The organism is uncultured Bradyrhizobium sp., from assembly GCF_947648125.1.
In the GTDB taxonomy this organism is placed as follows: domain Bacteria; phylum Pseudomonadota; class Alphaproteobacteria; order Rhizobiales; family Xanthobacteraceae; genus Bradyrhizobium.
The window spans coordinates 190485-210618 of sequence record NZ_CANSMR010000009.1; the positions used below are offsets into that span (position 1 = coordinate 190485).

General features: G+C 64.9%; 14 protein-coding genes. 11 read left to right on the top strand and 3 right to left on the bottom strand.

Annotation, left to right across the window (positions count from 1 at the left end; genetic code table 11):
- The first annotated feature begins 19 nt into the window (after nucleotides 1-19).
- Nucleotides 20-2563: a circularly permuted type 2 ATP-grasp protein gene (locus tag Q0030_RS18610; protein ID WP_298369963.1), complete on the top strand. Its 2544-nt coding sequence runs from the start codon at nucleotides 20-22 to the stop codon at nucleotides 2561-2563.
- A complete protein-coding gene (locus Q0030_RS18615; RefSeq protein WP_298369965.1) occupies nucleotides 2560-3438 on the top strand; it encodes a transglutaminase family protein in 879 nt (292 codons plus the stop codon). Before Q0030_RS18610 ends, Q0030_RS18615 begins: the two co-directional genes overlap by 4 nt.
- Before the next feature lie 45 nt (nucleotides 3439-3483).
- On the opposite strand, the gene Q0030_RS18620 is transcribed toward Q0030_RS18615, so the two are convergent.
- On the bottom strand, nucleotides 3484-4986 hold the full coding sequence (locus tag Q0030_RS18620) for a sensor domain-containing diguanylate cyclase (protein WP_298369969.1): 1503 nt from the start codon (nucleotides 4984-4986) through the stop codon (nucleotides 3484-3486).
- Between the two features lie 172 nt (nucleotides 4987-5158).
- Nucleotides 5159-6865, bottom strand: coding sequence for a HAMP domain-containing methyl-accepting chemotaxis protein (locus Q0030_RS18625; protein WP_298369971.1), 1707 nt, complete (start codon nucleotides 6863-6865; stop codon nucleotides 5159-5161).
- 348 nt (nucleotides 6866-7213) lie between these two features.
- Here Q0030_RS18625 and Q0030_RS18630 point away from each other — a divergent pair, with 348 nt between their 5' ends.
- From Q0030_RS18630 to Q0030_RS18645, 4 genes are all read left to right on the top strand, one after another.
- The gene (locus Q0030_RS18630; protein ID WP_298369972.1) at nucleotides 7214-8596 is read left to right on the top strand and encodes an ethanolamine ammonia-lyase subunit EutB; all 1383 of its coding nucleotides are present in this window, start codon (nucleotides 7214-7216) and stop codon (nucleotides 8594-8596) included.
- Between the two features lie 128 nt (nucleotides 8597-8724).
- Complete coding sequence (locus Q0030_RS18635) at nucleotides 8725-10311, top strand: B12-binding domain-containing radical SAM protein (RefSeq protein WP_298369973.1); 1587 nt, start codon at nucleotides 8725-8727, stop codon at nucleotides 10309-10311.
- A gap of 4 nt (nucleotides 10312-10315) precedes the next feature.
- Complete coding sequence (eutC, locus tag Q0030_RS18640; RefSeq protein ID WP_298369974.1) at nucleotides 10316-11110, top strand: ethanolamine ammonia-lyase subunit EutC; 795 nt, start codon at nucleotides 10316-10318, stop codon at nucleotides 11108-11110.
- Nucleotides 11111-11307: 197 nt separating this feature from the next.
- Nucleotides 11308-13692, top strand: a complete 2385-nt coding sequence (locus Q0030_RS18645) for an MMPL family transporter (protein ID WP_298369976.1) — start codon at nucleotides 11308-11310, stop codon at nucleotides 13690-13692.
- Between the two features lie 93 nt (nucleotides 13693-13785).
- Here the strand turns inward: Q0030_RS18645 and Q0030_RS18650 are convergent, their stop codons facing one another.
- The gene (locus Q0030_RS18650) at nucleotides 13786-14289 is read right to left on the bottom strand and encodes a hypothetical protein (protein ID WP_298369979.1); all 504 of its coding nucleotides are present in this window, start codon (nucleotides 14287-14289) and stop codon (nucleotides 13786-13788) included.
- Between the two features lie 405 nt (nucleotides 14290-14694).
- Between Q0030_RS18650 and Q0030_RS18655 the strand changes: the two genes are divergently transcribed.
- From Q0030_RS18655 to shc, 5 genes are all read left to right on the top strand, one after another.
- Nucleotides 14695-14931, top strand: a complete 237-nt coding sequence (locus tag Q0030_RS18655; RefSeq protein WP_097670565.1) for a hypothetical protein — start codon at nucleotides 14695-14697, stop codon at nucleotides 14929-14931.
- Between the two features lie 196 nt (nucleotides 14932-15127).
- The gene (gene hpnC, locus Q0030_RS18660) at nucleotides 15128-16006 is read left to right on the top strand and encodes a squalene synthase HpnC (protein WP_298369981.1); all 879 of its coding nucleotides are present in this window, start codon (nucleotides 15128-15130) and stop codon (nucleotides 16004-16006) included.
- Nucleotides 16003-16839, top strand: coding sequence for a presqualene diphosphate synthase HpnD (gene hpnD / locus Q0030_RS18665; protein ID WP_298369984.1), 837 nt, complete (start codon nucleotides 16003-16005; stop codon nucleotides 16837-16839). The genes hpnC and hpnD overlap by 4 nt, the downstream gene beginning before the upstream one ends.
- The gene (gene hpnE, locus Q0030_RS18670) at nucleotides 16839-18089 is read left to right on the top strand and encodes a hydroxysqualene dehydroxylase HpnE (protein ID WP_298369987.1); all 1251 of its coding nucleotides are present in this window, start codon (nucleotides 16839-16841) and stop codon (nucleotides 18087-18089) included. Before hpnD ends, hpnE begins: the two co-directional genes overlap by 1 nt.
- 66 nt (nucleotides 18090-18155) lie before the next feature.
- The gene (gene shc / locus Q0030_RS18675) at nucleotides 18156-20117 is read left to right on the top strand and encodes a squalene--hopene cyclase (RefSeq protein ID WP_298369990.1); all 1962 of its coding nucleotides are present in this window, start codon (nucleotides 18156-18158) and stop codon (nucleotides 20115-20117) included.
- The last annotated feature ends 17 nt before the right edge of the window (nucleotides 20118-20134 follow it).

Sequence of the window (20134 nt, forward strand, 5' to 3'; positions counted from 1 at the left end):
TGGGTGCAGGGGAAGTGCAATGACCGCATCGGGTGGCCAAGGAAGCAGTCAAGGCGGCAGTCAGGAGAGCAGGGCCCGGCCCGGCCAGCGCCGGATGGCGCAATGGACCCGCGACTATGTCCGGCTGCCCGGTATTCCCGATGAATACATCGCTGAGGATGGCGCGCCGCGCCCGGTCTGGGCCCGCTTCTTCGACGCCTTTGCCGGGCTGTCACCGGCCGATATCGAGCGGCGCTTCGCCTCCGCGGACCGCCATCTGCGCGAGGCCGGCGTCACCTATCGCGCGCCCGGCGACACCTCCGACCGGATCTGGCCGCTCAGTCATCTACCGCTGATCATCGACGCCGCCGATTGGCGGCAGCTCGCCGCGGGTGTCGCGCAGCGCGCGCAGCTTTTGGAAATGGTGCTGGCCGATCTCTACGGCGATGGCCGTCTCGTCGCGGAGGGCGCGATTCCCGCCGCGGCGATCGCCGGCAGCAGCGAGTATCTGCGCGCGGTCAGCGGCATCAAGCCGCCCGGCGGCCGCTATCTGCATCTCTATGCCGCCGACATCGGCCGTGGGCCTGACGGCCGCTGGTGGGTGCTTGGCGATCGCACGCAGGCACCGTCGGGCGCGGGCTATGCGCTGGAAAACCGCCTGGTGCTGTCGCGTGCCTTCTCCAACCTCTACAAGTCGATGAATGTCGAGCGTGTCGCGCCGTTCTTCGAGGCATTCCGCGATTCGCTGCGTGCCAGCGCCGACCGCGACGAGCCGCGGATCGGCCTGCTGACGCCCGGCGCGTTCAGCGAGACCTACTTCGAGCACGCCACGCTCGCGCGCTATCTCGGCTTCCTGCTGGTCGAGGGCGACGATCTCGCGGTCTCCGGTGACCGCATCCACATCCGCACCGTCGCCGGATTGAAGCGGCTCGACGTGCTGCTGCGCCGTGTCGATTCCAACATGCTCGACCCGCTCGAGCTCGACGCCTCCTCCTATCTCGGCGTGCCCGGGCTCGTCGAGGTGCTGCGTAAGAGCGGCGTCGTGGTCGCCAACATGCCGGGCTCGGGCGTGATGGAGGCGAGGGCGCTGCTCGGCTTCCTGCCTAATCTCTGCCGGCGTCTGCTCTCCGAAGACCTGATGATGCCGCACATCGCGACCTGGTGGTGCGGCCAGAAGTCCGCCCGCGAGCAGGTGCTGTCGCGGCTCGACGAATTCGCAATCGAAGGCGCTTATGGGCGCGGCGTTGCGGATTTTCCGGGCTACGGGCCGGTGCTTCCAGGCGAACTGTCGGCTGCGGATCGCGACCGCCTGAAGGACGCCATCAGCCATCGCGGCATCGACTATGTCGGCCAGGAGCTGGTGCGGCTGTCGACCACGCCGGTGTGGGAGAACGGCCGTATTGCGCCGCGTCCCTTTGTGCTGCGGGTGTTCGCGGCGGCGACGCCGAACGGCTGGACCGTGTTGCCCGGCGGCTTCTGCCGGATTGCCGATCGGGCAGATGCGCGCGCGGTGTCGATGGGCGACGGCGCAGTGTCCGCCGACGTCTGGGTGGTCTCCGACAAGGCGGTTGCGACCTCGACCTTGCTGCCGGCGGTCGACACCGTCCGCATCCGCCGAATCGCCGGCGTGCTGCCGAGCCGTGCGGCCGATAATCTGTTCTGGCTCGGCCGCTATCTCGAGCGCGCCGAGGCCACCATTCGCCTGATCCGTGCGCTGTGCACGCCGCTGCGCGATCCGGCGCGGGTGAATGCGACCGGCCCGACACCGGCGATGCATTCGGCCGAGCGCATCCAGCGCATGCTGGTTACCTGGGGCGCGGCCTCGCAGACTGCGCGCGCCAATCCCGCCAAGGTCGCGCTCGAAGCGTTGCAGAGCGAGGAGAAATTCGGCTCGGCACTGTCGCTGGTGCGGTCAGCGCAACGCACGGCCACCTCGCTGCGCGAACGGCTGTCGCCGGATGCCTGGCAGGTCATCACCGAGATGGCTGATCGGCTCGCGATCGAGGTTCACGACGATGACGGCGTCGTCAGCGCCGCCGAGCTGACCTTGCAGGAACTCGCGAGTTTCGCCGGCCTCGCGCAGGAAAACATGAACCGCGCAGCCGGCTGGCGCTTCCTCGAGATGGGCCGCCGCGCCGAGCGTGCCATCAACACCACGCGCTTTGCCCGCCAGTTCGCCTATGACGAAGCCGGTGACGAGGATCTCGACGTTCTGCTGACGCTGGTCGATTGCCAGATCACCTATCGCTCGCGCTATCTGGTGCAGCCGCTGCTGACCCCGGTGCGCGATCTCGCCGTGCTCGATCCGTACAATCCGCGTTCGGTCGCGTTCCAGGTCGCGGCGCTGAACGAGCATATCGCCGCGCTGCCGAGCCTGAAGGAGCACGGCCTGATCGAGCGGCCGCAGCGGCTCGCGGTCGCGCTCGAGGCGATGTTGACGACGGCCGAAGCCGGCAGCCTCGACGTCAAGACGCTGTTTGCGCTGGAGCAGGACCTGCTCAACCTCGCCGACTCGGTCGGGCTGCACTATTTCCCGCACGGACCGAACGCCAGCCGGCCGGAGAAGCTCACGGGGCTGGCGTGATCTACGACATCCGTCACGTCACGACCTACAGCTACGAGACCCAGGTCAGCTTCGCGCGCTGCTCGCTGCGGCTGGAGCCGATCACCGGCGACGGGCAGCAGCTGGTTTCCCATTCGGTCGAGATTCGTCCCAAACCGGCGGAGCGCACCGCGCGGCGCGACTTCTTCGGCACGCTGACCGAAAGCGTCCTGATCGAGACCGCGCATCGCAGCCTTCGCATCGATTCGCGCTCGCGGGTCTCGGTGGCGCGGCAGCCGCCGCTCCGCGACGCGGCGAGCCCGCTCTGGGAGGGCGTGCGCGACAACGCATTCGAGGCATTGAGCCTCGATGCAACCTCGCCGGTCGGCTACGTCTTCGCCAGCGCGCTGGTGCCGGTGCTACGGCCGGTGACGGCCTACGCGTCCGCGAGCTTTTCGCCTGGAGGCGGCATCCTCGCCGGTGCAGCCGATCTGATGCGCCGTATCCGCAGCGACTTCAAATACGATCCGAAGGCGACCGTGATCTCGACGCCGCTTCGCGACGTATTCGAGAAGCGCCACGGCGTCTGCCAGGATTTTGCCCATGTGATGATCGCGGGGCTTCGCGGCCTCGGTCTGCCGGCCGCCTATGTCAGCGGTTATCTGCGCACCATTCCGCCGCCGGGCCAGCCGCGGCTGCAGGGCGCGGACGCAACCCACGCCTGGGTGTCGGTCTGGTGCGGCAGCGAGCTCGGCTGGGTCGGGTTCGATCCGACCAACGATCTCATGGTCGCCAACGATCACATCATTCTCGCCATCGGCCGAGACTTCGCCGACGTCTCGCCGGTCGACGGCGTCATCGTCGGCGCGCGCAAGCAGAAGCTCAGCGTCGCCGTCGACGTGTTGCCGGTGGAGTGAGCCGTCGGGACGGCCGCGCGTTCGACCGTGCCGCCGCGATCTCGATCAGGCGACGTGCCGCTTGCCCGATTTGTCCCACCCGATCGGGCTGATGATGACGCGGTCGCGGCCTTCATGCTTGGCTTGATAGAGCGCGAGGTCGGCGGCCTTGAGCAGATCGCGCGATGTGCGCTCGTGATCCGGGACGAGGCAAGACAATCCGATGCTGACGGTCGGCAACTCATGTTCGGATTCGCGCGCAGCCGTCAGCATCGCGCGAATCTGCTCGGCAACCTCCAAGGCGCCCGCCTTGCCGATGCCAGGCAGCAGCACCGAGAACTCCTCGCCGCCATAGCGCGCGCCGAGATCGGTTGCGCGCTTGGTGCTGGTGGCGATGCACCGTCCCACAGTGGCGAGCACGGCGTCGCCGGCCTGATGGCCGTACGTGTCATTGAAGGTCTTGAAATGATCGACGTCGATCATCAGAAGCGATACTGGCGACTTTGCGCGCATGCCACGCCGCCATTCGACGTCAAGCGTATCGTCGAGCCGGCGGCGGTTGGCGAGGCCTGTCAGCGCATCGGTGCTGGCGAGGTGCGCGAGCCGGCCTTCCGCGGCGGCCCGCCGTTTGAGAGCGGCCAGCAGATAGAACATCAGGACGATCGAGACGCCGCAGAGCGCCGCCACCACGCTGCCGATCAGCCAGAGCTGTTGCCACCAGTCGGCATAGATGCCGTCGAGCGCGAGGCCTTCGGCGATCAGCAGGGGATGGTGTCCGACGGCCTGAAAAACATAGAGCCGGCTGACCTGGTCGACGAGCGATTTCGTCATGTAGGAGCCGGATTGCCGTGCCGGGAACTGCTTGAAGACCTGTGACTCCCTGATGCTTTGCCCGATCTTGCCGATGTCGAACGGTGCGCGCATCAGCATGATGCCATCGGTGTTGAACAACGCCATGCTGTCGCCGATGCCGAAGCTCAGCTTGCGAAACAGATTGTGGAAATAGCTGAGCCGCATGCTGCCCGCGACGACGCCGGCAAAGGAGCCGTCGTCATTGCTGATGCGGCGGCTCAGACTGATCAGATATTCGCCGTCCGAAGTCACCCAGGGAGCGCTAATGAACAGTCCGCGGTCGGCTCGCGCCTGATGCACCCGGAAGAAGTCCCGATCGGCGAAATTTGCGGTCCGCGGCGTCAATGTCCGGGAATCGAGCGTGACGTCTCCCGCCGTATTCAGCACGAGGATCGAACCGAGATCCTTAGCGGTGGCCGCACGGTCGAACAGCACGACCTGGCGAAGCTCCGGGCTGATCTTGCCGAGCTCCGGCAGCTTGACGCCGTCGGCGACGGCCTGCAGCGACAGGTCATAGAGCTCGATGTTGCGGTCGATCTCGCTGGCGATGGAGGCGACGAGGTTGGTCGCGCCTTCCTTCGCATGCTGATAGTCCCTGCCGGCCATTTCCCAGAGAATGGACGCGCAGATCGCCGAAAAGCTCAAGACGAGACCGATCCCGAGCGCGAGGAGCCGTTTGGTCGGCACCGCCTTCGGCTTTGGCAACAGCCCGTTCATTGCTCGCTTCCACTTCCCCCGCGCCCCCGCGCTCTGTGACTTTCTATAGGGGCATCAAATTGAGAAAGGCGACCTCAAGCACAGGCAATTTGCGCCCGTGCGTTGCGATAGTCTTAACCATTCCAGGTTGGTCGGAACCTGTCGCGGGACCCGGACAGATCGCCTGATCCGTTCAGGTTCCGGTCCGTCGCAGGTCCTCGGCGGCGTCGCTGCGCAGGTTGCGGAAGAACTGCTCGACCTCGCGCGACAGCGTCTCGGCGGTTGCGGTCAGATCGTTCGATGCCGCGAGCACCGATTCCGCCGCCTTGCTGGTCTGGTCCATGTCGTCGCGGAGCGAGCCGACATTCGTAACCAGGGTTTCGTTGCCCTGGGCGGCCATCTGCGCGTTGGCGGAGATTTCGCGCGTGGCTGCATCCTGCTGGCCGATCGCGCTTGCGATGTTGGCGGTGACGTTGCTGATCTCGCGCACCGCCTGGCCGATCTCGCGCACCGCGGCCACCGAGTTGCGGGTCGAGGCCTGGATCAGGCCGACATTCTCGCTGATCTCAGCGGTTGCCTTGGCGGTCTGCCCGGCCAGCGCCTTGACCTCGTGCGCAACGACCGCGAAGCCGCGGCCGGCATCGCCGGCGCGGGCGGCTTCGATGGTGGCGTTGAGCGCGAGCAGGTTGGTCTGCTCGGCGATCGCCTGGATCAGGTTCAGCACACCGTCGATGCGCTGCGTGGTGGCGGCAAGGCTCTCGATCTCGGTGATCGACCGGTCGGTGCGTGCACCTGCCTGATCGACCGCGCCGGAGGACTGCTTGACCTGGCGGCCGATCTCCTCGACCGAGGCGGAGAGCTCTTCGGCTGCACTCGCCACCGCAGACACGTTGCTCGAGGCCTGTTCGGTCGCACCTGCCGCCGCGACCGTCCGGCCGCTGGCGTCCGCCGCGACGGTCGCGATGGTCTGCGCGGTTTGCCGCATCGTTGCAGCGTTGTCGTGCACCGCGCGGAGTACCTCACCGATGGTGCCGCGGAAGGTCTCGACGAAGCTCTCGATATGCCGGCCGCGGGCGTCGCGAGCCTCGGAGTCCTGCAGGACTTGCACGTTCAGGCTGCGATTGCGGTTCATCGCCTCCTGGAAGACCTTGATGGCGCGTGCCAGTGCGCCGATTTCATCGCTGCGCCCGACATGCGGCACGTCGACATGGTCGGCGCCCTCGGCGACGTGCTTGATGGTCGTGGTGATCTGCGACAGCGGCCGGGCCACCGAGCGGGCGATGATCAGCACGCCGAGCACCACCACGATCAGGGCCGCCGCACCGAGCCCGGTCAGCAGCAGCGCCAGCTCGCGGTTGGTGTCGGTCTGCTGTGCCAGCTTCTTGCTGCGCTCGGCGTAGACCTTGGACAGCGCCTCGAGATCCTTGTTCAGTGCGGTGCGCACGTCGCGGTTGGCGTCATTGTCGCCCCACTCACGCCCGGCGGCGGCGCCGATTTCGATGCCGCGGCGGACCAGCTCTTTGCGGAACTCGATGAATTGCTCGATGCGTTTCTTGAACACCGCGAACTGCGCGGCGTCATCGGCCTGCACCAGGGTTTCCCAGTTCCTCACCACGCCGAGGATGCGCTCGTTGAACGCCAGCAGCCCGTCGCCGTATTTCTTCACCGCCGCAGGTTCGGTCGACATGTAGATGCCGCGGGATTCCATCACCACGGCGTAAACCAGCGAGTTGACCCGCTCGACATTGAGTGCGGCTCGACTGGCGAGATCGACGGCCGCGGTCAGCTCGGCGTTGCGCCGCGCGTTGTAGTCGGACAGGACGGTGATGGCCGCGGTCAACGCCGCAATCAGCGCAAACGTCGAGTACAGCCTGGCAGCAAGCGAGAATCGGGATGCCATTGGAGGCCGGGATGTGGAGATGGGGGATGTGACGGGGGTCGGCATTGAGGGCACTCCAAGAGGCCGGGGAGTACCTTCGGCCAATTAAAGCTTATGCAAAATCTTCATGGACAATTTCTTAACGCGTGCGTTCTGTGCCGCCGCAACCGTTAAGATCTCTAAATAATACCAATGTCTTATGAGGCGACTCCGAGCCGATCGGGTTCCGGCGGCGCGCCGCCGTGTTGAATGACGGGCCGCCATCATCGTCATTCATCAACATCCTCCGGCGCACAGGGCGAAGCTGATGGCACGACTTTCGCAAAGAGGTGCTAGGCTACGCCGTCCCCAGCCTCGACGCGAATTCCCATGCTCTATCGTCACACCATCGACGCCACCAATTATGCATTCGACGATCTGCGCATCCTGCTTGCCAAGGCCTCGCCGCCGCGGTCCGGCGACCGCCTGGCCGGCATCGCAGCCGACAGCGCCGCGGAGATGATCGCCGCGCGGCTCGCGCTCGCCAACGTTCCACTCAAGCAATTCCTCGATGAGCCTGTGATCCCCTATGAGGACGACGAAGTCACCCGCCTGATCCTCGACAGCCACGACGTTGCCGGCTTCCTGCCGGTGTCGTCGCTCACCGTCGGCGGCTTCCGCGACTGGCTGCTGTCGGATGCCGCCACCGGTGAGGCGATCAACAAGATCTCGCGCGGCATCACACCGGAGATGGTGGCGGCGGTGTCGAAGCTGATGCGCAACCAGGATCTGATCCTGGTCGCGAAGAAATGCGCGGTGACGACCCGCTTCCGCAACACCATCGGCTTGCGCGGGCGAATGAGCACGCGGTTGCAGCCGAACCATCCCTTCGACGATGCCAAGGGCATCACCGCCTCGATCCTCGACGGGCTGCTGCTCGGATCCGGCGATGCCTGCATCGGCATCAATCCGGCGAGCGACGATCCGAACGTCATCGGCACCCTGCTGCGGCTACTGGACGACGTCATCACGCGGCTCGGGATTCCAACGCAGGGCTGTGTGCTGACCCATGTCACGACCACGCTCGGCCTGATCGGGCAGGGGCTGCCGGTCGATCTCGTGTTCCAGTCGATCGCAGGCACCGAGGCGGCCAACCGCAGTTTCGGCGTCGACCTCTCGCTGCTCCGGGAGGCACGGGAAGCCGGGCTGTCGCTCCGCCGCGGCACGGTCGGCGACAATGTGATGTATTTCGAGACCGGGCAAGGCTCGGCACTGTCGGCCAACGCCCATCACCAGGTCGACCAGCAGACCTGCGAGGCGCGGGCCTATGCTGTGGCGCGGGCGTTCGATCCGCTGCTCGTCAACAGCGTGGTCGGCTTCATCGGTCCGGAATACCTCTATGACGGCAAGGAAATCATCCGCGCCGGGCTTGAGGATCATTTTTGCGGCAAGCTGCTCGGCCTGCCGCTCGGGATCGACGTTTGCTACACCAACCACGCCGAGGCCGATCAGGACGACATGGACAATCTCCTGACGCTGCTCGCGGCCGCCGGCGTGAACTTCATCATGGGCGTGCCGGGCGCCGACGACGTGATGCTGAACTATCAGTCGACATCGTTTCACGATGCGCTCTACATCCGCGACCTGTTCGGCCTGAAGCGGGCGCCCGAATTCGACGACTGGCTCGCCCGCGTCGGCCTTGCCGGGCAGGATTTCCGCCTCGTTGCCAATGCGGGCCAGCTGCCCGACCTCGCCGCCAGGCTGTTGACCTGACGGGATAGCGAAATTCTGCAGAGCAACTATCTCTCCATTGTGACGTTATGTAGTGCCACAATGTTGAAGAATTTCTGGCCCAGCGTTCCACGCCATGGTTAGATTTGCGGGTGCTTCGGGGTCGATTGATGAGAGCTGAGGGCATAAAGACAGCACGGCGTATCCTCTGCGTCTTTCCGCGCTATACGTCGTCCTTTGGGACCTTCGAGCACTCCTATCCTCTGACCGACGGCGTCAAGGCGTTCATGCCGCCGCAGGGCCTGCTGCTGATCGCCGCATACCTCCCCGAGAACTGGCCGGTCCGTTTCGTCGACGAGAATCTGCGTCCGGCGACGACGGAGGATTTCGAGTGGGCGGACGCGGTGTTCGTCAGCGGTATGCACATCCAGCGCCAGCAGATGAACGACATCTGCCACCGCGCGCATGACCATGACCTGGTGGTCGCGATCGGCGGCCCGTCGGTCAGTGCCTGTCCGGACTACTATCCCTCATTCGACTACCTTCATGTCGGCGAGCTCGGCGACGCGACCAATGAGCTGATCAGGCGTCTGGAGCAGGACACCAGGCGTCCCGACGAGCAGGTGGTGCTGAAGACCCTCGACCGCCTGCCGATGACGGATTTCCCGCTGCCGGCCTACGAGCTCGCCGAAACCAAGAAGTACTTCCTCGGCAGCATCCAGTTCTCGTCGGGCTGTCCCTATCAGTGCGAGTTCTGCGACATCCCCGGGCTCTATGGCCGCAATCCGCGGCTGAAGTCGCCGCAGCAGATCATCGCCGAGCTCGACAAGCTGCGCGCCTGCGGCGCGACCGACACCGTCTATTTCGTCGACGACAACTTCATCGGCAACCGCAAGGCGGCAAGCGAGCTGCTGCCGCATCTGATCGAGTGGCAGAAGCGGACCGGCTATGTCACGCGGCTCGCCTGCGAGGCGACGCTCAACATCGCCAAACGGCCCGAGATCCTGGAGAAGATGCGCGAGGCCTTCTTCGTGACGATCTTCGTCGGCATCGAGACGCCCGATCCCGATGCGCTGAAGGCGATGCACAAGGATCAGAACATGATGGTTCCGATCCTGGAGGGCGTGCGCACCATCAATTCGTTCGGCATGGAGGTCGTCTCCGGCATCATTATGGGGCTCGATACCGACAAGCCCCAGACCGCTGACGCGCTGCTCTCCTTCGTCGAGGAGTCCCGGATTCCGCTCCTCACCATTAACCTGCTGCAAGCGTTGCCGAAGACGCCGCTGTGGGATCGCCTCGAAAAGGCGGGCCGGCTGGTGCATGACGACGGCCGCGACTCCAATGTCGAGTTCCTGCTGCCCTATGAGGACGTGGTCAGCTCGTGGCGCAAATGCATGGAGATCGCCTACCAGCCCGAGAAGCTGTTCGCGCGCTATCTGCATCAATGCACTTATACCTATGCCAACCGCATCAAGGTGCCGGTCAGCCCGGAGATGAAGAGCTGGGCCAACATCCGGCGCGGCCTGATCATGCTGCGCAACATCTTCTGGAAGGTCGGCGTGCTCGGCGACTACAGGCGTGTGTTCTGGAAGTTTGCGCTCGGCCGGCTCAAGCGCGGCGACATCGAGGGGTTGATCTCGGCGACGCTGGTTGCGCATCATTTGATCACGTTTGCGCGTGCAGCCTCCAGCGGCCGGCAGAACGCCTCGAACTACTCGATCCGGCTGCGCGAGGCTTCCGTTCCCGCCGAATGACAGCATGACGACATCGCCGGCGCCATCGTCTCCGTCGCTTCCCGATTTGCGCGACCTCACGCCGGCGCGTGTCGGTCTCGGCCGGTCCGGGGCCAGCCTGCCGACCGATGCATTGCTCTCGTTCACGCTCGACCACGCCCGCGCCCGCGACGCCGTTCACGCGGCCTTCGATGTCAGCGGTATTACGGCCGGCCTTGCCGGCCTCGGCATCGCGTCGCATCAGGTGTCGAGCCAGGCGCCCGGCCGGCGCGACTATCTGCGGCGGCCCGATCTCGGACGCATGCTGGACTCCGCATCGCGACGTTCGTTGGAAGGGGGCGGCATCACCGCATGCTCCTGCGCCATCGTGATCGGGGACGGCCTGTCGCCGACAGCGGTCAATGTGCATGCCGTCGAGTTGATCCGGCACCTGCTGCCGCGGCTTGCGGCCGACAGGATCGACACCGGTGCGGTGGTCGTCGCGTCAGGCGCGCGCGTCGCTCTGGGAGACGAGATCGGCGCCATCATCGGCGCGCGCATGCTGGTGATGCTGATCGGCGAGCGGCCCGGCCTGTCCGCGCCCGACAGCCTTGGCGCCTATCTCACCTTCGCGCCGCGGATCGGCCTCACCGATGCCGACCGCAACTGCATCTCCAACATCCACCGTGCCGGGCTGAGCTATCCGGAAGCCGCATTCAGGATCGCGTGGCTTGTGCGCGAGGGGCTGGCACGCCAGATCACCGGGGTCGCGTTGAAAGACGAAAGCGGCGGTGGATCGTCACAGAATGCGCTACCGGGGTGTGACAAATCAGATACTTAATAGTGGGGATCAGCGGTTCCCCGCTCATTTGGTTCTACCCTCGCGCTTGCGAGCAAAGGGGCGGACAGGTAAAACCGGCGCCGGTCAATATTCGCGTGTTTTCAAGGACTAGCGCCGATAAGCCGCGCTCACCCGCCTCGTTCGCGCCCCTAGACCCAAGCTAGACAGATTGAGCCGTTTTCAGAACTGGACAGGGCATGCTCGAAAAGAACTCCGAAAGTCAGGTCCACGTCGAGAAAGTCGAAGAACCGCGGTCGGGCCCCAGCATCGCGTTCGGGATCGAGCGTCTCGGCCTGATCCCGATGCGGGCGCCGATCCTGTCCTGCATCGTGCTCGTCCTGTTGTTGATCGGCGCGGTGTTCGGCGTGCATCGGATCAAGATCGACGACTCGCTGTCGCAGCTGTTCCGTTCCGAATCCAAGGACTACAAGCAATATGAGGCGGTGACCAAGCGCTTCCCGGCGACCGAGTTCGACGTCCTCGTCGTGGTCGAAGGCAAGACGCTGCTCGAGCGCGACAATCTCGGCAAGCTCCGTGACATGGTCACAGACCTGCAGCTCGTCGAGGGCGTGCGCGGCCTGGTGTCGCTGTTCTCCGCGCGCCAGGCGCCGGAGCCCGGCAAGCTGCCGGCGGCGCTGTTCCCGAATGAACTTCCCGAGGGCGCCGCCTACGACAAGTTCGTCGAGACCGTCAAAAGCAACGAGATCATCCGCGGCAAGCTATTGTCGGAGGACGGCACGCTCGCGCTGGTCGTGCTGTCGCTCGAGCCCGAGGTGGTCGGCAGCAACAAGCTCAGCAAGGTTGTCGGCGACATCAGGAAGATCATGGCCGACGATCTCAGCGGCAGCGGGCTCAATGCCCAGCTGTCCGGCGTGCCGGTCATGCAACTTGAGATCCGCAATGCGGTCGAGCGCGACGGCCTGACCTACAACATTCTCGGCATCCTCGCCGGCTGCGTCATCGCCATTATCTTCTTCCGCAAGATATCCTTCATGGTGGCGGCGGCGTTCCCGCCGATGATCGCGATCCTGCTCGCGCTCGGCGGCCTCGGCTGGGCCAATTTCAATCTCAACATGTTCCTCAACGTGATGACGCCGCTCATCATGGTGATCAGCTTCTCCGACTCGATGCAGCTGACATTCGCGGCGCGCGACCGGCTGATCGCGGGCCAGGACAAGTTCACCGCGTTCAAGAACGCGGTGCTGGTGGTCGGCCCGGCCTGCGTGCTGACGCACGGCACGGCGGGCATTTCGTTCATCGCGCTGCAGTTCTCGGATTCCGACCTGATCCGCAAGTTCGGCGAGGCCGGGCTTGCGGCGACCATCATCGCGCTGGTCGCGGTGCTGTCGCTAGTGCCGGTGTTCGGCATCCTGCTGGTGCGCAACGAGAAGGTCTTTGCGGTCAAGTTCCAGAGCGCCGATGCCGGCGTGCAGGCGTTGCGCAATTTCTGCTACTGGATCGCGGTGCGCATGGTCGGCCGTCCCGGGCTGTTCAGCCTGCTCGCGTTGTTGGTGGTCGGCGGGTTTGGAATCATCTACGCCAATCTCTTGCGGCGTTACGGGAGCGCCGACCTGGGGCCGGACATGCGGCAGGCTGTGGAGGCGTCGAGCCGGCTCGACGCCAAGCTGACAGGCGCCAATCCGGTCGACGTGCTGATCGAATTCCCCAAGGGCCAATCGCTCTACTCGCCGGAGACGCTCAAGACGATCGCTGACGTTCATGCGATGGTCGAAGACAGCGCAGGTGTCGGCAACGTCTGGTCGCTGGAGACCCTGCGACGCTGGCTCGCCGAGAAGGCCGGCAGCAACGATGTCGCGACGCTGAAGGAATATGTCAGCGTGATCCCCGAGCATCTCGTGCGCCGCTTCATCTCGAAGGATCAGGATGCGGTCGTGGTGTCGGGCCGCGTCCCGGATCTCGACTCGAGCGAGCTGCTTCCGGTGGTGAACAAGCTCGATCACTCGTTGGACAAGGTGCGCGCCGAGCATCCCGGCTACGAGATCGCGGTCACCGGCCTGTCGGTGATTGCCGCGCGCAACAGCGCCAACATGATCGAGAAGCTGAACCGCGGGCTCACCGTCGAGTTCGCGCTGGTCGCGATCTTCATCGGGCTCGCATTCCGCTCGGTCGTGGTGATGTTCTCCTGCATCCTGCCCGGCATCTTCCCGGTGGTGCTGTCAGGCACGGTGCTGTGGCTGCTCGGGGAGGGGCTGCAATTCGCCAGCGTCGTGGCATTGACCGTGTCGTTCGGCCTCGGCCTCAGCGCCACCATCCACTTCCTCAATCGCTTGCGGCTCGAGACCAAACCGGGTGTCACACCGGAGCTTGCGGTGGAGCGCGCCACGGTCCTGGTCGGCCCGGCGCTGATCCTGACCACGGTGGTGCTGGCCTGCGGCCTCGTCGTCACCGTGTTCTCCGACCTGCCTTCGCTGCGGCTGTTCGGCTGGCTCAGCGCGTTCTCGATGGTTGCGGCCCTGGTCGCGGACCTCTTCATCCTGCGGCCGACCTCGATGTTCCTGATCAACCTGTCGCAAAAGCTGCGCGGCAAGGGCGGGCAACCGGCGCCGATCGAGAAGGCCTGATTGACGGGCAACAAAGACCCGCAACAAAAAGCCCGGTTCCGAAGCGCTCGGAACCGGGCTTTTTTGTTTGCCAGGCCAAATCGGCCGGTGGCCTCAGGTCTTCGTCATCGTGATCGTGACGCCGCGGATCTCGCCCTTGGAGTCGATCTGCACCACTTGCTTGGAGCCGTTGGTCTGCAGGTTCAGGTTTGCGGCAAAGCCGGACGCCTCGACAAACACGTCGATCCGACCGCCACCCGCGGTGCCCTGCAAATTGCCGAAGATGTTGCGGCTGGCCTCGCTCCAGTTGCCGGAGATCCGGTCGCCCTGGCTGGTGACGTCGCTGGAGAGGTCGAACTTGTAGCTGTCGCTCGCGCAATGCAGCGACTGCTTCAGGTTCATGCCAGATGGCGCAACCTTGTAATCGGCCTTGCAACGAATCCGTTCGGTCGTGCCGTTGGACAACGCCACCGTGCCCGTTCCGGTCCACGAGCCGGCAAAACCGGCAAACGGACCGCTGGCCTGGGCATGGACTGCGGCGGCAGACAGCATCAGTGCGGCGCCGACGCCCACAGCTCTGAGGGTCTGACCATAAAGGCTGGAACCGAACAGTTTCATTGTGAATTTTCCCATCAAAATCAACGCCTCTTTCGCAAGAAAACGTCTCGCCGCATCGAAGGTTTAGTGTCACCCAACAATGTTAGGTTCAAACGACAGAAGCGGCGCGCGCGCGCCCTGTTGTCAACGAACAGAATCAGAAACCGTTGCCGACTTGATGGCATCTAGCTTTGCACGAGTGCGATCCGCAATACCCGAACGCGACAAAGTGATGGCATGAATCGACGTTGTAAATCAATAGCTTAGGCGGGGGTTTACAGCGCCGCAAATTTAGCCGCATTTAGCAGTGCTTGTCGTCAATCCGTTGCCGCGTTACGTGGCGTCTGCAATCCCCAAAATCCGTCCCGGCCATGCCGAAACGCGTTTCGGGAACAGATTTTCTGCTGTCGGAAATGAAGGAATACGATGCGTAAATTTCTCCTGGCTGTTGCCGTGTTGTCGATCCCGCTCTCGTCCAGCGCCTTCGCCCAGCAGCAAGGGCGCGGTACGCCCGATGAGCAGAAGGCCTGCACGCGTGACGTGCAGCGTCACTGCCGCTCCGTCATCGATCAGGGCGATTTCACCATTCTCGCCTGCCTGCAGCAGAACCGCAGCAAGATCAGCGCCGCCTGCGACCAGGTGCTGAAGACCCACGGCCAATAAGACCGGATTCAGGTCTCAAGGGACCGCTATCGACACCGCGGCTGGCAGCCATGCCGGCCGCGGTCATATATGCTGGCGGTCACAGATAGCATTGGTTTTGGTGGCGTATTCCCCTATATGGGGCTCGCAAATCCCCCGCATGCGCCTGACCGTCCGCGCCTGCGTCGTGCCATGACCAGTGTAGCCCAAATTTCCTATGACCACCGCGAGCGACCTGCGATCCGGAAAGACCCACCGCGACGAGAATTTTCCGGTCGCGTCGTGGATCATTCATCCGCGGCATCGTGGCCTGATCCTGGCCTTCTATAATTTCGTCCGCACCGCCGACGATATCGCCGATCACGCCACGCTGCCGGCCGAGGAGAAGCTGCGCTATCTCGACCTCATGGAGGCCGAGCTGCTCGGCAATGGCGATAGCCAGAAGGAAGCGGTCAGCCTGCGCCGCGCCTTCGCCGAGCGCGGCATGCCGCCGCGGCATGCGCTCGACGTGCTGGTGGCGTTCCGCCTCGACGTCACCAAGCTGCGCTACGAAAACTGGGACGACGTGATCGACTATTGCCGTTATTCGGCGATGCCGGTCGGACGCTTCATGCTCGACGTGCATGGCGAGGATATTTCGACCTGGGCTGCGTCGGACGCGCTCTGCGCCGGATTGCAGATCAACAATCATCTGCAGGACTGCGGCAAGGACTACCGGAATCTGAACCGCGTCTATCTGCCGCGCGATGCGCTGGCCGCCGCGGGTGCGACCGTCGAGATGCTCGGCGAGGCGAAATCGCAGCCGGCTCTGCTCAAATGCCTGCAGGCGCTCGCGGTGCGCACCGAAGCGCTGCTCGACCAGAGCAAGTCGCTCGCCGCCGAAGTGAAGGATTTCCGGCTCGGGCTCGAGATCTCGGTGATCCAGGCGTTCGCCGACAAGATCGTCAACATGCTGAAGGTGCGCGATCCGCTCAGCGAGCGCGTGCATCTGGGCCCGGTCGAATTGCTACTGCGGAGCCTTGGCGGTGTCGCCGGCGAGACTGCGCGGCGCGCGATCGGACGGCGTGCGGTCTCCAAGACGGCGGCAGGGGCATGAGTGCTGAGGCGGCGGCCAACGCAAATTACGGAAGCACCGCGTCGGGCAGCTCGTTCTATGCCGCGATGCGCATCCTGCCGCACGCGCAGCGCGAGGCGATGTTCCAGATCTACAGCTTCTGCCGGCAGGTCGACGACATCGCCGATTCCGATGGTCCGCGGCCGGAGCGCCTGGCCGCCCTGCAGCAGTGGCGCGACGATATCGATGCGCTGTATGCGGGACGTCCGCCGGAGCGGCTGAAGGACTATGTCGCGTCGGTGAAGGCCTTCGGCCTGAAGCGCGAGGATTTCGTCGCGATCGTCGACGGCATGGAGATGGACGTGCCGCAGGACATCCGCGCGCCCGATCTTGCAACGCTCGATCTGTATTGCGATCGCGTCGCGAGCGCGGTCGGCCGGCTGTCGGTGCGCGTGTTCGGCCTGCCCGAGGAGGACGGCATCCAGCTCGCCTACCATCTCGGCCGCGCGCTGCAGCTCACCAACATCCTGCGCGACATCGACGAGGATGCCGGTCTCGGCCGGCTCTATCTGCCGCGCGAATGGCTCTGGCATGCCGGCATCACCAACAACGACCCGGCCCGCGTCACCGCCGACCGCGCGCTGCCGAAAGTCTGCGCGCCGCTTGCCGAGCGCGCCAAGATGCACTTCCAGAAGTCCGACGAGATCATGAAGCGCAATTCGCGCCGCGCCGTGCGCGCGCCGCGGATCATGTCGAAATACTACCGCGCAATCCTCGATCTCCTGATCGCGCGCGGCTTCGCCGCCCCGCGTGCGCCTGTGCGGGTGTCCAAGGCCGCCAAGATCGGCATTCTTCTTCGTTACGCGATCATCTGATGCAAAAGACCGTTCATATCATCGGTGCCGGTATTTCCGGCCTCTCCGCGGCCGTGCGGCTCGCCAATGGCGGCTACAAGATTGCCGTCCACGAGGCGACGCAGCAGGCCGGTGGCCGCTGCCGTTCTTATTTCGACGCCGCCACCAATCTCACCATCGACAACGGCAACCATCTGCTACTGTCGGGTAACCGCCACGCGGTGAGCTACGCGCGTTCGATCGGCACCGAGGCCGGCCTTGTAGGACCTGCGCGCGCGCAGTTTCCGTTTGTCGATCTTGCCTCCGGCCAGCGCTGGCAGCTCGACCTCGGCGATTCCCGCCTGCCGCTGTGGGTGTTCGACGAGGCGCGCCGCGTCCCGGACACCACCCTGCGCGATTATCTCGCATTGGCGCCGCTGGCCTGGGCCGGAACTGAAGCGCTCGTCGGCAACACGATTCCCTGCAAGGGCGCGCTGTATGACCGCCTGGTGCAGCCGCTGCTGCTCGCCGCACTGAACGTCGATCCGCCGGAGGGCTCGGCCGGACTTGCCGGCGCCATCGTGCGCGAGACGCTGCTCGCCGGCGGGCAGGCCTGCCGTCCGCTGATCGCGCGCGACGGCCTGAGCTCGGTGCTGATCGAGCCGGCCGTGAAGCTGCTGCAAGAGCGGGGCCACAGCGTCCAGTTCAGTCACGAATTGCGTACGCTTGGCATGTCCGGTGATCGTATCAGCGAGCTCGACTTCGGCGGTGGCGACAAGATCACGCTGGCGGCCGACGATGCCGTCGTGCTCGCGGTGCCACCGCGTGCCGCCGCAACTCTGCTGCCCGGCCTGAAAACCCCGACCAAATTCCGCGCCATCGTGAATGCGCATTTCCGCGTCGATCCGCCGCGCGACGCCGCGCCCATTCTCGGCGTGGTTGGCGGCCTCGTGGAGTGGCTGTTCGCGTTCCCGCAGCGGCTGTCGGTGACGATCAGCAACGGCGACCGCCTGGTCGACATGCCGCGCGAGGAGCTCGCGCAGGCGATCTGGCGGGACATCTGCAAGGCCTCCGGCGTTTCCGGCGACTTGCCGCCGTGGCAGATCGTGCGCGAGCGCCGCGCCACATTCGAGGCGACGCCGGAGCAGAACGCCCTGCGTCCCGGGCCCGCGACGGCGCAAAAAAACCTGTTCCTTGCCGGCGACTGGACTGCTACCGGGTTGCCGGCAACCATCGAGGGGTCGGTGCGGTCGGGTGATCGCGCCGCAGATCTGGTTCTGGCCAGGCGTTAGATTCGACCTGTTAAGCGGGCGCGGCTTTCGATCAGTCGGTCCGCAATGAAGAGGACATCGAGCGAAATGCTTTCGAGAGATCACGGCGTCGCAGTCGATCCGGTCGCGCTGGAGAAGAGCATCTCCAAGGCAACCGAAGCGCTGCTCGGCTTCCGTCAGTCCGACGGGCACTGGGTGTTCGAGCTCGAGGCCGACAGCACCATTCCGGCCGAGTACATCCTGCTGCGTCACTATCTGGCCGAGCCCGTCGACGCCGCGCTCGAGGCCAAGCTCGGCAACTATCTGCGCCGCGTCCAGGGCGCGCATGGCGGCTGGCCGCTGGTGCATGACGGCCCGTTCGACATGAGCGCCAGCGTGAAGTCGTACTTCGCGCTGAAGATGATCGGCGACTCCGTCGACGCGCCGCACATGGTACGAGCACGCGAGGCGATCCGTTCGCGCGGCGGGGCTTCCGGCAGCAACGTGTTCACGCGCTTCCTGCTCGCGCTCTATGGCGTCGTGACCTGGCGCGCAACGCCGGTGCTGCCGATCGAGATCATGCTGCTGCCGATGTGGTCGCCATTCCACATCAACAAGATCTCCTACTGGGCGCGCACCACCATGGTGCCGCTGATGGTGCTCGCCGCGCTGAAGCCGCGCGCCAAGAATCCGAAGGGCGTCGGCATCGACGAATTGTTCCTGGAGGACCCGAAATCGGTCCGCATGGCGCCGAAGGCGCCGCATCAGAGCGCGAGCTGGTTCTATCTATTCCGCTCGCTCGACGCCGTGCTGCGCGTGATCGAGCCGATGTTTCCGAAGCGCCTGCGCCAGCGCGCGATCGATGCCGCGCTCGCCTTCACCGAGGAGCGGTTGAACGGTGAAGACGGCATGGGCGCGATCTATCCGCCGATGGCCAATATCGTCATGATGTACGAGGCGCTCGGCAAGGACGAGAGTTTCCCGCCGCGCGCCGTCACCCGCCGCGGCATCGACAAGCTGCTGGTGGTCGGCGAGCACGAGGCCTATTGCCAACCCTGCGTCTCGCCGGTGTGGGACACCGCGCTGACCTGCCATGCGCTGCAGGAAGCGGGCGGCGACGATACGCTCGCCAAGGCCAAGCAGGGTCTCGATTGGCTGAAGCCGCGCCAGGTGCTGGAGCTGAAGGGCGACTGGGCGGTCAAGGCGCCGGACGTGCGTCCCGGTGGTTGGGCGTTCCAGTACAACAACGATCACTATCCCGATCTCGACGACACCGCCGTGGTCGTGATGGCGATGGACCGCGTGCGGCGCCACAGCGGAACCAGGGAATATGACGAGGCGATCGCGCGCGGCCGCGAGTGGATCGAGGGGCTGCAGAGCCGCGACGGTGGCTGGGCCGCGTTCGACGTCAACAACCTCGAATATTACCTCAACAACATCCCGTTCTCCGATCACGGCGCATTGCTCGATCCACCGACCGAGGATGTCACCGCGCGCTGCATCTCGATGCTGGGCCAGCTCGGCGAGACCGCCGAGAGCAACAAGGCGATGGCCGACGGTATTGCCTATCTGCGCCGTACCCAGCTCGACGAGGGCTCCTGGTACGGCCGCTGGGGCCTGAATTACGTCTACGGCACTTGGTCGGTGCTCTGTGCGCTAAATGTCGCAGGGGTCGATCGCAACGACCCGATGATTCGGAAAGCGGTCGATTGGCTGGCGTCGGTCCAGAATCAGGACGGCGGCTGGGGCGAAGACGCCGTCAGTTACCGGCTGGATTACAAGGGTTATGAAGTTGCGCCGTCGACCTCCTCGCAAACGGCATGGGCTTTGCTTGGATTGATGGCGGCCGGAGAGGTCGAAAATCCTGCCGTTGCGCGGGGGGTGGAGTACCTAAAGGCAACACAGACGGAAAAAGGGTTGTGGGACGAGCAGCGATACACAGCTACGGGGTTTCCGCGGGTATTTTACTTGCGATATCATGGCTACTCGAAGTTCTTTCCGCTCTGGGCGCTGGCGCGGTATCGGAATTTGAGAAGCACCAATAGCAGGGTGGTAGGGGTCGGGATGTGATTGTTGAGGCGGGGGCC

Coding starts and splice junctions, on each gene's coding strand:
- Q0030_RS18645 (WP_298369976.1), top strand. CDS start 11,308: ATGCTCGAAAAGAACTCCGAAAGTCAGGTCCACGTCGAGAAAGTCGAA.
- Q0030_RS18650 (WP_298369979.1), bottom strand. CDS start 14,289: ATGAAACTGTTCGGTTCCAGCCTTTATGGTCAGACCCTCAGAGCTGTG.
- Q0030_RS18610 (WP_298369963.1), top strand. CDS start 20: ATGACCGCATCGGGTGGCCAAGGAAGCAGTCAAGGCGGCAGTCAGGAG.
- hpnC (WP_298369981.1), top strand. CDS start 15,128: ATGACCACCGCGAGCGACCTGCGATCCGGAAAGACCCACCGCGACGAG.
- Q0030_RS18630 (WP_298369972.1), top strand. CDS start 7,214: ATGCTCTATCGTCACACCATCGACGCCACCAATTATGCATTCGACGAT.
- Q0030_RS18625 (WP_298369971.1), bottom strand. CDS start 6,865: ATGGCATCCCGATTCTCGCTTGCTGCCAGGCTGTACTCGACGTTTGCG.
- Q0030_RS18655 (WP_097670565.1), top strand. CDS start 14,695: ATGCGTAAATTTCTCCTGGCTGTTGCCGTGTTGTCGATCCCGCTCTCG.
- shc (WP_298369990.1), top strand. CDS start 18,156: ATGCTTTCGAGAGATCACGGCGTCGCAGTCGATCCGGTCGCGCTGGAG.
- eutC (WP_298369974.1), top strand. CDS start 10,316: ATGACGACATCGCCGGCGCCATCGTCTCCGTCGCTTCCCGATTTGCGC.
- hpnD (WP_298369984.1), top strand. CDS start 16,003: ATGAGTGCTGAGGCGGCGGCCAACGCAAATTACGGAAGCACCGCGTCG.
- Q0030_RS18620 (WP_298369969.1), bottom strand. CDS start 4,986: ATGAACGGGCTGTTGCCAAAGCCGAAGGCGGTGCCGACCAAACGGCTC.
- Q0030_RS18635 (WP_298369973.1), top strand. CDS start 8,725: ATGAGAGCTGAGGGCATAAAGACAGCACGGCGTATCCTCTGCGTCTTT.
- hpnE (WP_298369987.1), top strand. CDS start 16,839: ATGCAAAAGACCGTTCATATCATCGGTGCCGGTATTTCCGGCCTCTCC.